Source organism: Paenibacillus sp. GCM10028914 (assembly GCF_042666275.1).
Taxonomy (GTDB): Bacteria; Bacillota; Bacilli; order Paenibacillales; family Paenibacillaceae; genus Paenibacillus_AQ.
On sequence record NZ_JBHTFO010000017.1, the window covers coordinates 160,491 to 172,764 of the forward strand.

12 protein-coding genes are annotated in these 12,274 nt (G+C 42.1%); 3 read left to right on the forward strand and 9 right to left on the reverse strand.

What is annotated here, in order from left to right; all coding sequences use genetic code 11:
• Window positions 1-31: 31 nt before the first annotated feature.
• The 6 genes from ACFQV5_RS18290 to ACFQV5_RS18315 all read right to left on the reverse strand — a co-directional run bounded on the left by ACFQV5_RS18290 (window position 32) and on the right by ACFQV5_RS18315 (window position 6,039).
• Window positions 32-877 (reverse strand): Gfo/Idh/MocA family oxidoreductase, encoded by an 846-nt coding sequence (locus ACFQV5_RS18290; protein WP_379248809.1) that lies wholly within the window; start codon window positions 875-877, stop codon window positions 32-34.
• Window positions 877-1,668 (reverse strand): Gfo/Idh/MocA family protein, encoded by a 792-nt coding sequence (locus tag ACFQV5_RS18295; protein WP_379248810.1) that lies wholly within the window; start codon window positions 1,666-1,668, stop codon window positions 877-879. Before ACFQV5_RS18295 ends, ACFQV5_RS18290 begins: the two co-directional genes overlap by 1 nt.
• 16 nt (window positions 1,669-1,684) lie before the next feature.
• Window positions 1,685-2,509, reverse strand: coding sequence for a carbohydrate ABC transporter permease (locus ACFQV5_RS18300; protein ID WP_379248811.1), 825 nt, complete (start codon window positions 2,507-2,509; stop codon window positions 1,685-1,687).
• A 1-nt stretch (window position 2,510) separates the two neighbouring features.
• Window positions 2,511-3,461 carry a carbohydrate ABC transporter permease gene (locus ACFQV5_RS18305; RefSeq protein WP_379248812.1) on the reverse strand — a complete coding sequence of 317 codons (951 nt, stop codon included), beginning with the start codon at window positions 3,459-3,461 and terminating at the stop codon, window positions 2,511-2,513.
• 87 nt (window positions 3,462-3,548) lie between these two features.
• A complete protein-coding gene (locus tag ACFQV5_RS18310; protein ID WP_379248813.1) occupies window positions 3,549-4,862 on the reverse strand; it encodes an ABC transporter substrate-binding protein in 1,314 nt (437 codons plus the stop codon).
• A 244-nt stretch (window positions 4,863-5,106) separates the two neighbouring features.
• Complete coding sequence (locus tag ACFQV5_RS18315; RefSeq protein ID WP_379248814.1) at window positions 5,107-6,039, reverse strand: helix-turn-helix domain-containing protein; 933 nt, start codon at window positions 6,037-6,039, stop codon at window positions 5,107-5,109.
• Between the two features lie 150 nt (window positions 6,040-6,189).
• On the opposite strand from ACFQV5_RS18315, the gene ACFQV5_RS18320 reads away from it, so the two are divergent.
• Complete coding sequence (locus tag ACFQV5_RS18320) at window positions 6,190-7,383, forward strand: acyltransferase family protein (protein ID WP_379248815.1); 1,194 nt, start codon at window positions 6,190-6,192, stop codon at window positions 7,381-7,383.
• 114 nt (window positions 7,384-7,497) lie between these two features.
• On the opposite strand, the gene ACFQV5_RS18325 is transcribed toward ACFQV5_RS18320, so the two are convergent.
• Window positions 7,498-8,130, reverse strand: coding sequence for an O-methyltransferase (locus ACFQV5_RS18325; protein ID WP_379248816.1), 633 nt, complete (start codon window positions 8,128-8,130; stop codon window positions 7,498-7,500).
• A gap of 165 nt (window positions 8,131-8,295) precedes the next feature.
• On the opposite strand from ACFQV5_RS18325, the gene ACFQV5_RS18330 reads away from it, so the two are divergent.
• Window positions 8,296-9,444, forward strand: a complete 1,149-nt coding sequence (locus ACFQV5_RS18330; RefSeq protein ID WP_379248817.1) for a THUMP domain-containing class I SAM-dependent RNA methyltransferase — start codon at window positions 8,296-8,298, stop codon at window positions 9,442-9,444.
• Window positions 9,445-9,601: 157 nt separating this feature from the next.
• Window positions 9,602-11,548, forward strand: a complete 1,947-nt coding sequence (locus tag ACFQV5_RS18335; protein ID WP_379249433.1) for an LTA synthase family protein — start codon at window positions 9,602-9,604, stop codon at window positions 11,546-11,548.
• A gap of 119 nt (window positions 11,549-11,667) precedes the next feature.
• Here the strand turns inward: ACFQV5_RS18335 and ACFQV5_RS18340 are convergent, their stop codons facing one another.
• Window positions 11,668-11,934: a hypothetical protein gene (locus ACFQV5_RS18340; RefSeq protein ID WP_379248818.1), complete on the reverse strand. Its 267-nt coding sequence runs from the start codon at window positions 11,932-11,934 to the stop codon at window positions 11,668-11,670.
• A 102-nt stretch (window positions 11,935-12,036) separates the two neighbouring features.
• Entirely contained in the window at window positions 12,037-12,261 is a 225-nt protein-coding gene (locus ACFQV5_RS18345; protein WP_379248819.1) for a YuzB family protein, read from the reverse strand.
• Between the last annotated feature and the right edge of the window lie 13 nt (window positions 12,262-12,274).

Below are 12,274 nucleotides of genomic sequence, written 5' to 3' on the forward strand. Positions count from 1 at the left end.
CCTTTCATAATATCAGTTTATCTGAGGCCCTTTACGAGTTCCGCGGTAGATCCACCCATTGATATGGACAGACAGCGGCCTTCATACCATATTCTATAATCGTGATGATGGAAATCGTCTGGGAAGAAGGTACTGAAACCTGACCGGTATCAAAAAATAAAATTAGATCTTGGATAAACAAATTAAAAAAATCCGATTCCGGTTTCGTTATTCTACAGTTCCCAGAATGATAACTTACGGCCATGGTGAAGGGACAATCTTCTCCAAGGTGATGAATGGTCGCCTGCCTCCCATCATTAAACTCGATCAAAAGCGCCGGCGCAGTTTTTGTTCCGATAAACATAACTCGCTTCGGCTCTGAGCTTATCATTGAAATGATAGGTTCAATTTGATGGATGGAGTAGTTCTCAAACGCTCCAGGTCCCCAACTGGAGATGACTCGGATTCCCTCACGCTCAATTTGAACATACTCCATTGCAAATCGTAAGGCTGATGAGGAGTAAAGGGGCGTACCATGTTGTTTAGCAAGCTCAAACAAGCGAATCGCTGTCGCACGATTAGGAGCAAATGTCTTATCCATGTAAGTCGGTTTTCCAGATGTCAGCGGCAACTGGGCAAGTGCTTCATGCCGCTCTGGATGGTCTGGAGACAGGATCACTAAATAATCGCTATCATTTACGACTTCTTCAATGGTGTCCAGCAGCTTAATATCATTCTGCAAGCACCATTCTGCGTTCGTTAAACCATTATCAGCGTCCTTCTCACCGTATGCGCAGGTTACCTGCATTCGCCCACCAGAAATGCTACGAATCCATTCCGGATACTTATTCGCATGCCATTCGTCCAAGTAATAATCGATAAAACCAATCTTTTTCATTACACCACTCCCTGCTTCAAGAAGGAAATTTCTTCTCCTTGCTCGGAAGATTGGTAGATGGCCTGAATAATCTTCGATGTCAAGATAACCGTATCAATATGCGATGCTAACTTATCCCCCGACTTGATACAGGCCAGGAAGCTATCAATTTCATTCTGAAAGTGATTAGTTTGCTTATATTTAGGAGTACTATCCAACAATGCACCATGCTTCGCACTATAAATCGTAAATTCGCCTCCGTACTGCAGCCGGATCCCCGCTTTATCCCCCAGGAAGTCGATATACATTTCATCTACCCCTATATTTTGCGCCCAAGCTCCGTTAACAGTAATAGAAGGACCAGATGTCCGGATCAATGCGGTAACATAATCATCGACGTCATAGGTACCCGAGAAATCCGGTGGCCCTGAACGATTCACAACACCTATATTCAAGATCTTTCCGGTTTCGTGCTGTACTTTTTGCATCTCAAGCGCTTCCTCATAAGTTCTGGCAGCCGGCTTTTCACAAAGCACATGCTTCCCTGCTCTCAAGTAATCGATGGCGATCGAAGCATGGCAGTTGTTCGGTGTGCATATGGAGACTGCTTCAACATCTGGGTCATCCAGAATCACACGATGATCATCAATTGCTATCCCTAATCCGTATTGTTCAACTGCCTTCTCTGCCCTATCTTTGCGTATATCACAAAAATACTTAATCTCAGCACCCAGATTGGCAAGATAGGCTGGTATATGAGCACTGTTCGCTATAGTCCCGCATCCTATGATCGCTATTATAGTCTTACCCATGAATGTGTCCCTCCATTTATTTAAACCCGGTTAAGGCTGATCCAGATCTCATGAAATATTTTTGTCCGAAGAAATAGATAAGAATCATAGGTACCGCCATAATCGTTGATGCGGCCATAAGTTTTTCCCATTGTGCGCCGTGATCTTGCTGAAAGCTTTGCAGACCCACGGTTATTGTCCATTTCACAGAATCATTCAGATAAATTAGTGGTCCCATGAAATCCACGTATGACCATACAAAAGAAAACAGTGCAACCGTTGCAAGTGCAGGTTTCAAAATCGGCAAAACGATTTTCAGATAAATTCGAAGTTCTGAAGCCCCATCAATTTTGGCTGCTTCCGATAACTCCATAGGTACCCCTAATAGAAACTGGCGAAGCAAAAAAATGAAGAATGGTGCTCCGAAAAAAGCTCCGATGGTGAGCGGCATGATCGTATTTACCCAACCAAGCTTCGTGAATATAATATATTGCGGAATCATCTGCACTTGAGCAGGTAAAATCATTGTCGCTACAACGATAGTAAATATGATCTTTCGCCCTTTCCACGGAATTCTAGAAATCGAATACGCAACTAGTGGAGCGGCAAACAACTGACCGATAATGTTAATCATGCATATCAGAAAAGTGTTCATCATATATCGCGTGAACGGAATTGCCTCAAACGCAGCTTTATAATTAGACCACTGAAATGTCTCAGGTAAGATGCTTGGTGGAAACTTGAGTATCTCTTCCGGCGTCTTAAGCGAGGTCATAACCAGCCATACGAATGGAAACAGGAATACAACTGAAAATAGAATAAGCACAAAATGCGGTAGGATAGACCGTAACCTGACAGCCATATTATTCACCTCCGTAATAGACCCAGCGGCCTGATGTTCTTAACAGAATAAATGTAATCAGCAATACGATAATGAATAGAATCCAAGCCAGTGCCGAAGCGTACCCCATCTTTAGAAATACGAATGCCTCCTGATATAGATTGACCGCATAGAACAATAAAGATTGCTCGGGGCCGCCAAGTGAGTTTCCACCGCCAACCTTCCCGCCTGCCAAAATATATGATTCAGTAAAAATTTGAAACGCTCCAATTAATCCCATAATGAGTTGGAATAGGATGATCGGCGATAACGCAGGAATTGTGATTTTCCAGAATCTATACCATCCATTCGCGCCGTCAACTTGGGCAGCTTCATAATATTGCCTTGGAACACCTTGCAGAGCAGCCAAAAAGATAAGTGCGCCCGCTCCAGATCCCCATAAACTCATCAAGATAAGTGATGGTTTCGTATACCGTGGATCAAGCAACCAGGCAGGATCAGGAAGTCCGAGCGTCCGCAAAGCCATGTTAATTAAGCCGAAGTCTGGATTCAGCATCCAAGTCCACAAGAGTGCACTGGCTACGATTGGAATGACTGACGGCAAATAATAGATTGTCCGGTAATAGTTAATCCCTTTGACTTTGAAATTAAGCACCACAGCGATCAGAAGAGATACTGCCAGCGTGATGGGTACAGATATGAATGCCATAAAAAATGTATTTCCCAGCGACTTATAAAACCGGTCATCTGCAAGTATTTGCTCATAGTTCTGAAAACCAACCCACTTTGGAGAATTGAACAAATCGTATTCTGTGAGACTCAAATAAAGTGATCCGAAGAATGGATACACCGTAAATGCCAAAAAACCTATAATCCACGGAGAAGCGAATGCTAGGCCAAGGAAAAAATAATGACGTTCTTTCTTGGACCAACCTGATTTTTTCTGTACGTTAGCTCGTGTGGAGACCATCATCTTCGCTTACTCTCCTTCCAATCAATGTATTAGTCTCAGATTCGCCCAATACATCGCTAGATCTAGACGAATCTGAGGTTTCTAGATTTATTTCACTAATGGTTGAATCTTTTCTTTCACCTTGTTTAAGCCTTCCTCCATACTGATGGTTCCTCTTAAAATAGCGTCATATTGTGCCGTGAATTCCGTCATATACTCGTTTGTGAAAGATGTAGCAGGGAAAGACCTCAGGTTTTCGCTTGAAGAGTAGTCAAGGAATTCCTTGAATCCAGGAACATCAGCATAGATGGAATTGGAAAAGGCCGTTGTCCGAGTCGGTAAATTACCGATCGCTGCTGTAAACTCTGCCATCTGCTCCGACTCTGTAATCCACTTTAGAAACTTCCAAGATGCATCTGGATGTTTAACTCCCTTTGGAATATAAAATACACTGGTAGTCACATTCCCCGAATTTTTTTGATCAGGATTATTTTCATCATATGGAATTGGCGCAATTCCGTAATTTAGGTTAGGAGCAAACTGTTTAATAAAGGTAGGTAACCATTCTCCATCAATCGTCATCGCATACTTGCCTGAGAAGAACGGATTTTGGGCTGACATATATTGACCCAGTCCTGATGAGAATCGATCAAGATTATCAGAACCAAATTGATCCCATATTTCCTTCGATAGTTTAATTGCTGACTTGACGCCTTCATGATCAGGTGTCACCTGTTTAGTAGCTTCATCATAAAACGAACCATTAAAGGCGTAAGAGAAGGTGTAAGTATCCATTCCTGGCCACAATCCCAGTCTCTGAAGGCGCCCTCCATCCTCCACAACGCTAAGTGACTTGATGTATTCTTTCAGTTCGCTTATCGTTTCCGGAGGAGCATCATACCCCGCTTCTTTCAAAATATCCTTGTTGTAAAACAACATCGACACATGCATAGCAATGGGAATAGCATATGTCTTGCCTTCATGTTGCGAAGTGCTAATGGCTGCGGACACAAAATCTTTCAAATCCATACCATCTTTAGCAATATAATCATCAAGCGGCATCATCGCTCCGCGCAGTCCCCAGGGAACAACGTCTTGGCCAAACTGTGAGGCGATATCCGGAGGGTTACCTCCAGTGATTGCGGTAAGCTGTTTCTGATAATCACTTTGGGATAAACCCTTAACTTTAATATCCGGATTAGCTGCATTCCATTTGGCGATCAATTTTTCTAATGCTTCGGCTTCTGGTCCGGTCCATCCATACCAAAAGCTAAGCTCTACTGCTTCTTTAGGAGTTTCACTTCCCGCTTCACCTGACGAGCCGGCAGGATTATCAACCGTTTTTTGAGTCCCTCCACCTGAGCATCCTGATATAATGGTTAATACAAGAATAAGACTCCAAATCAACGACTTTCTTTTCATCCCTCTTCCTCCTCTAAGCAACCTGAATTCCCATACAGATTCAAACTATAGAAGCGCTTACATAATTTCTGAATTCCTCTCCTAATTTTTTAAAGTTGTATTAATCTTCCCTCCCACAACCGTTGACTCAACAACTGGCCCCTGATCCAGTTATCTGTAAGAATTATGGATATATTAGCATTTATAAAGTACTGTTCATTTCACTATCGTGTTAAAAAGTAGGATTATCGTACGGAATTTAGATCTACTTGATAGCTTGTTTCCGAAACTCAGTTGGAGATATTCCTGTATACTTTTTAAATATTCTGCAAAAATAAGACAGTTCATTAAATCCTGTAGAATAACAAACATCTGTTACGGATAAATCAGGTTGTTTCAACAAGATCATGGCCTGAAGAATTCTAAGATCAGTGACGTATCGATTAAATGTTTTACCTGTCCATTCTTTGAACAAGATGCAAAAGGTAGACCTTGATAAATTTGATAATCCACATAAAGTATTCAAATTCATATCTTCGTCATAATGATTATGGATATAATCAACAACTCTCATCATGATCCCTCTATACTTCTCTGACTTCTCGAACCCTTCCCTTATGAGCTCACCATTCACTTGCCGCACCAAAATAGAGAGTAATACAAGCAGGTTGGCTTTTAGTGAGATTTGAAAAAAAGGCTGGCGTCTTTCATATTCCATGAGCATTTCCTTTATTACATTTCGGACTGTCACCTCAGTCACACCATCTAGCGTAATTTTTGACTGCGCATTCATTTCTTTACGAAGAAAATGTTCAAGAAACGCAATATCAAAGAAGCTATTCTCTACGGGCATATCTTGCATCCTTTCATTTACAAAACACGGCATAAATTCACACCCATATATTTCAATTTCGAATTCAGGAGCAATGTACACGCTGTGTAATGTATAAGGAGGTATGATAAATACATCTCCCTTCGATATCTCATACACCTGATTGTTTACCGTGTGCACAAATGATCCTTTTGCCACGTACCAGATTTGAAAATAATCATGACAATGGGTCCACAAGCTTTGTTGATAGGTCAATTTATACATTTTGCAAGGAAGACCTTCCAACATTTCCATCTTTGAGTTAAAATAAACAACACCTGATCCAGTTAACTCATCAATGTCAACTTTACTCCAATAAATATCCAAAGAATTTCCCTCCCCTAATATATTCCCATTCTTTTAAGAAAACGCTTTCAATAAACTCGTCATCAAAACCATTTCCTTACGAATAATTATCCCTAAAAAATCCGTATCATGTACAGATATTCCTATTTCAATGGGAGCTGAAACAACGTTATGAAAATCGCATATTTGGATAGTTTGAGAGGCATAGCCGCCTTTATCGTCGTCGTATCTCATTTTTTCCAAGTTTTTATGCCTTCTGTCTTTGAAGGTAGGAGAGAAATTGAACATTTCGCATTCGAGAACATGGCCGCCCGTACTCCAATTAATCTGATGTTTAATGGGAACTTTTCTGTGTGTCTATTTTTTGTTTTGAGTGGGTATGTACTTAGCTGCAAATTTTTCAAAACCAAGAATAATTCCATTATTCTTTCTTCTGCGATCCGAAGGTACTTCCGCTTAGCTGCGCCTGCCTTTTTTTCCGTGATTCTAGCTTATTTGATTGTGATCTTTGGTTTGGGAGCCTTTGATAACATACGTGAAATCACATTATCTTCTATGCCGGATCCCTTTGCTGCTGACGCAGGTCTGCTATCTATGTTAAAGGAGGGCCTGTTCCATATTTTTTTCACCTATGGTTCTGGTTATAATCCAGTACTCTGGACCATGACCTATGAACTGCTTGGATCCTTTTTGATCTTTGCCTTTCTGTTAACTTTAGGTAAGCGGAATATTCGCTTTGCGGGATATGTGGTTCTCTTCTATTGGTTTATGGATTCATACTATCTGGGATTTATACTCGGCATGCTTCTGAGTGATTTAAAAAACAGCGGAAGGGATTGGCTAGCTTATATCAATCGGCCATGGATTAACCTCTTCATGTTAGTTACCGGTGTTTATACTGGTTCATATCCTTATCTCAACCCTCAGGGCACAGTATATTCTGTTCTTGTTTGGGAGTCCGCTGACTTTTCATTCTTCGTGTTCTATCATGTAATCGGATCATTCCTGATCATAACGGCTTTATTGAATTCGAAGCGGATGCAGACACTATTTAGCCTCAAATTTTTCGCTTATCTGGGTAAAGTGTCCTTCTCTCTATATCTCGTGCACTTTACGATCATTTGTTCATTTGGTAGTTTTGTATTTCTATTGTTCAGTTCATACCTTCCTTATTCGTTAAATTTAATCCTAACATCCATAATTACGCTTCCAGTCATATTCGCTATTGCACATTTATTCTATAGGTTCATTGATGCCAAGACGCTTTTCTGGCTAGCACGATGGAATGATCGGTTATTTAACGAAAATAAAAGTATGGGGAGGAAACTTCCCTTGCAGAAAGAACAAACACTTGATGCCGATTGAGGATAATACCTCCTCTCTACCACATGAAGAAAAGGCCAACCAGAATTCCTGGCTGGCCTTTTCTTATGGTACACCTTAAGAGCAACAACAATGACCGTTTCCATGCTCGTCCTCTTATTTCACACGAGCAAGAATAAGTCCATCATATGCAGGTAGGAGTGTGCTTGTGAGCCTTTCATCTGTGGCAATGCGCTCATTAAAGCGTCGAACTGCCTGTACAGAAGGTCCATTCTTCTCTGAATTCAGCGTCCGACCGCGCAAAAAGCAGTTATCCCCTGCAATGATTGCTCCTGGATTGGCAAGTTCGATGGCATAATCGAGATAAACCGGATAATTCTCTTTATCAGCATCGATAAAGAAGAAATCAAAGCGTCGCCCTTCACGTTTGAGCTCTTCTAGACTGTCAGCAGCAGCTCCAATCCGGTATTCCACCATATCTTTATATCCTGACTTCTCCAGATGAGATCCGGCTAGTGCAGCATATTCTTCTTTCAGCTCCAGTGAAGTCAGTCTGCCTCCTTCACTTAATCCGCGGCAAAGACAGATCCCACTATATCCCCCCAGTGCTCCTATTTCCAATATTTCTTGAGCTCCTGAAGTCTGGACTAACAAAGTTAGCAAACGGCCGTAAGCGGGTGCCACTGACACCTCGGGCATGCCCTGTTCCTGGATCGCTCTTTTTACTTGCAGCAATTCTTCATCTTCTTGGTATAATTGGTTAACATAATCATCAGGGGTGATATGCAAAGAGATTTCCTCCTTTAAGTCGTACAAAGATAATGTCTTTTTGAACAGATTCCAACGAATCTTATCATATGATAATTGTCTTGACTTGTACAATCGCCTATAATAGATAAATTGCCGGCGGTGCTGTCTGCGCCGTACACATCGTAAATGGAGTTGACTTCGTTAATGCCTCGATTACAATTAATCGCTACGGCTCCTATGGGGCTTGAAGCTGTAGTTGCACGTGAATTGAAAGAACTGGGATACACAGACACTGAAGTAGAGAACGGAAGAGTAACATTTTCCGGTGACTTGATCGATATCTGCCGATGCAACTTATGGCTTCGCACATCTGACCGTATCCTTGTCAAAATGGGAGAGTTTAACGCACTCACATTTGATGAATTATTTGAAGGTACAAAAGCGCTGCCTTGGGAAGACTGGATCCCTGCAAACGGCGAGTTTCCTGTTGAAGGGCGTTCTCATAAATCGCAGCTAAGCAGCGTCCCTGCCTGCCAAGGTATTGTAAAAAAAGCAATTGTAGAAAAGTTAAAATTATCGCATCACACTGAATGGTTCCCGGAAAATGGTCCACGGTATGTCATCGAAGTATCTTTGCTTAAAGACCGGGCGATCTTAACCCTTGATACCACTGGCCCTGCACTGCATAAACGTGGATATCGTAAACTGATTACAGAAGCACCATTGAAAGAAACGATGGCCTCTGCTCTCATCCAGCTGAGCCGCTGGGGCCCGCACCGCCCGCTGTATGATCCATGCTGTGGATCAGGAACGATTCTAATCGAAGCCGCTATGATGGCTTGGAATATCGCTCCAGGTCTGCGCCGTTCATTCCCATCCGAACATTGGGACATTATCGGACCTGATCGCTGGGCAGATGCACGTGATGAAGCCTTTGATGCTGTCACAGACGACATTCCTCTTGAATTGACTGGCAGTGACATCGATCCAAAGGCGATTGAAGTTGCCAAGGCCGCAGCGAAAAGCGCAGGATTAGCCGGAGAGATCAACTTCCGAGTACTACCGGCTTCCAAAGCACTGCCTGAGGGTGATTATGGCTGTCTCATTACGAATCCGCCGTACGGTGAACGTCTAAGTGAAAAAGAAGAAGTCGAACGCTTGGTTCGTCAGCTTGGCGGAATGGCGAATCGTCTTCCGACCTGGTCCTTTTTCGCACTCAGCCCAACAAAACAATTTGAGCACTACTTCGGCCGTAAAGCTGACAAACGTCGTAAACTGTTCAACGGGCGTATTGAGTGTCAGTATCTACAATTTCTTGGACCACTTCCGCCACGTCCCCGTCCTTCAGAATAACTTACATCAAAAGCCGCCGAATCAGGCGGCTTTCTTTTCATCGTTCCACGGTTTGAAACGGTATTTTGTCGTTATATAATAAATAGAATCATGAGAAAAAGGCTGCTACAGTCGTTTCAAGGGGGAAAATTCATTGCAGACATTATCCACAGGAGGTATGAGAGAACGACTTCGCCGGATGTTCCAGAACAGGTATGCCTCCTATACGATATTTATCATTATCATGTTGATTAAGCTTTTACTTTTCCATTACAGCCTCGATGTAAAGAGTATCGATATGAATCCTGTTGATTACATCATTGCGATCGGTTCCCTTTTACTCGTATCATTTTGGACATTCTGGCTCCCTCCAAGAGGCAGAATTGCGTCTTTAATGTTGATCAATCTAGTTCTTACAGGTCTCATTTATTCCGATTTGGTCTTCTATCGTTATTTTGAAGACTTTATAACCGTTCCTATCCTTATGCAAGCAGGACAAGTCAGTTCTCTCGGTGAAAGTATTCGCTCATTGATTCATTGGCAGGATTTATTCTTTTTCATCGATTGGGTCGTTCTGGTTCCATTGACCGTCTCCCTTGTCTTTCGCAAACGGTATTTAAGCTACAAAAAGCCAGCTACAAGTACTCGCAGCCCACGAAATATCTTGGTTCGAAGATTCATCGCAGGTACATTGACGCTTCTGCTCGGATGTATCCTCACTTTCGCTCCTATTAAAATCGCTTCTAAGACATGGGCTGTCGGTCTGTTCGATAGCAATTGGTGGAATGTTACCATTTACAATGTTACCGGTTTAATTGGCTTTCATGGCTATGATATTTACCGGTATGCCAAAGACAATCTGGGTCTTGAACCCGCACTGGCACAAGAAGAAGTTAATCGTATCCAGAAATGGTTTGATGAGAAACGTTCCAATCAGACGGTGCTGAATGATACCTTCGGAAAGTATAAAGACAGTAACGTTATTATGATTCAAGTGGAAGCATTTATGAATTTTGTGGTGAATCAAAAAATAAATGGGCAGGAAATCACTCCGAATTTTAACAAGTTGATGAAGGAAAGTATGTATTTTAGCAACTTTTATCATCAAACGGCACTTGGGCGTACTTCGGATGCGGACTTTGTGACACAGAGCTCCTTATTACCACTGCCCATGGGTTCAGTCTTTACAAGGTTCGCGTCTCATGATTATGACACCATTCCATCGATCCTGACAGAGCATGGTTATACTGCAAATGTCTATCATTCGTATGACAGCAGCTTTTGGAACCGAAATAATGTGTATAGAGAAATGAATTATAACCGCTACTATAGTAAAAAAGATTTTGTACAGGATGAGATGATTGGGTGGTCGATAAGTGACACGTCATTTTTCAAACAATCCTTGAACATGATGAAAGATGTTCCCGAACCATTTTACTCATTCCTAATTACTTTAAGCAGTCATCATCCTTATGGAATACCTAAAGATAAACAAGTACTAGATACCGGACAATTTCAGGGAACGATATTCGGTAATTACCTTCAAGCGATGCACTATGCTGATGAATCACTCGGTCAATTTGTAGAACAAATGAAATCCCAAGGACTGTGGGATAACTCCATATTGATCATATATGGTGATCATGATAACTCGATCAAGGACCAAACTTTCTATGAGCAATTTTTGGGCCGCCAAATGACTGAGCTCGATATGAAACAGATCATGAACCAAGTCCCATTACTGATTCATCTGCCTGATGGCGGTAGCGCCGGCGTCTATTCAGAAGCTGCCGGGATGATGAATACTGCACCAACGATTTATCATTTACTCGGAATCTCTTCAGAGCCATACTACCTGATGGGAGACAGCCTGTTAAGCGATAAAGAACGACTCATTCCTCTACGAAGTGGTGCCTTCTCAGATCATGAAGTGTTCTACATCCCAGCGGAAACCGGAGGCTTTGAAGACGGAACCTGTTATAGTCTGTCGACGCGTAACCCTACCGATATTAACGCTTGTAAGCAGGGTTATGAAGATACCAAAGATTTACTAAAAATATCAGACGAGACCATCACGTATAATCTACTTCAGCAGTTTAAAGCAACCACAGCCAACACAAAATAAAATAATTTCTGATACGCATGAGTCCTATACTTTTTCGGGGATTCATGCGTTTTTTTTGCCATAAAAAAGCCCGCTAAGAGATCAAACTCTTAACGGGCTTATTAAACAGGACTAGCGCCTTACCTTTCATCTGAATGAAGCTTGGACAGACGTTCCTTCTCTTCGCCGAGCAGTTCCTCTGCTAATTCCACAGCATTCTTATTGGCATGACCTTTAGCTTGAAGGACAGCCTGCTCTGCATGAGCTAAAGAATTGTGTGCTTGCTGGATCAGCTGTTCCGTTGGATTGGACAAAGCTGAAGAAACCGAACGATGTAATTTCTCGGCCGAGTCTAAAGCGCTATTGGCCGGGTTATTCGACTGAAGGCTGGAATCGTGACTGTTCATTTCGGTTGCTCCCTTCTCAATTACAAGGTTTCTGCCTGCATCCTTAGGATGGATGTCTTTGAGAGGAACTATGCAGTTAAAAAGGGAATCGTAATGAATAAATTACTTTTTGATGAACGGCGTTGCTTTCGCAAGCACCTCTTCCTCTGTTGGAGCACTGATATAACGGCCGTTTACATAGATAAAAGCACGTTTTTTGCAGGGCCCGCAGTAGGATTTACAACCTACTTTGATATCGGCATCAGGTGCCAGCTTTTTCAACTTAGGTAAAATAGTCTTTAGGGATGTTCCTTTACATTTTTCACATACGCGGATATCATTTGCCATGTCGCATAACCTC

Excerpts from the sequence above, each read along its gene's own strand:
- ACFQV5_RS18290 (WP_379248809.1), bottom strand. The coding sequence starts at position 877 with ATGAAAAAGATTGGTTTTATCGATTATTACTTGGACGAATGGCATGCG.
- ACFQV5_RS18295 (WP_379248810.1), bottom strand. The coding sequence starts at position 1,668 with ATGGGTAAGACTATAATAGCGATCATAGGATGCGGGACTATAGCGAAC.
- ACFQV5_RS18300 (WP_379248811.1), bottom strand. The coding sequence starts at position 2,509 with ATGGCTGTCAGGTTACGGTCTATCCTACCGCATTTTGTGCTTATTCTA.
- ACFQV5_RS18305 (WP_379248812.1), bottom strand. The coding sequence starts at position 3,461 with ATGATGGTCTCCACACGAGCTAACGTACAGAAAAAATCAGGTTGGTCC.
- ACFQV5_RS18310 (WP_379248813.1), bottom strand. The coding sequence starts at position 4,862 with ATGAAAAGAAAGTCGTTGATTTGGAGTCTTATTCTTGTATTAACCATT.
- ACFQV5_RS18320 (WP_379248815.1), top strand. The coding sequence starts at position 6,190 with ATGAAAATCGCATATTTGGATAGTTTGAGAGGCATAGCCGCCTTTATC.
- ACFQV5_RS18330 (WP_379248817.1), top strand. The coding sequence starts at position 8,296 with ATGCCTCGATTACAATTAATCGCTACGGCTCCTATGGGGCTTGAAGCT.
- ACFQV5_RS18335 (WP_379249433.1), top strand. The coding sequence starts at position 9,602 with ATGAGAGAACGACTTCGCCGGATGTTCCAGAACAGGTATGCCTCCTAT.
- ACFQV5_RS18340 (WP_379248818.1), bottom strand. The coding sequence starts at position 11,934 with ATGAACAGTCACGATTCCAGCCTTCAGTCGAATAACCCGGCCAATAGC.
- ACFQV5_RS18345 (WP_379248819.1), bottom strand. The coding sequence starts at position 12,261 with ATGGCAAATGATATCCGCGTATGTGAAAAATGTAAAGGAACATCCCTA.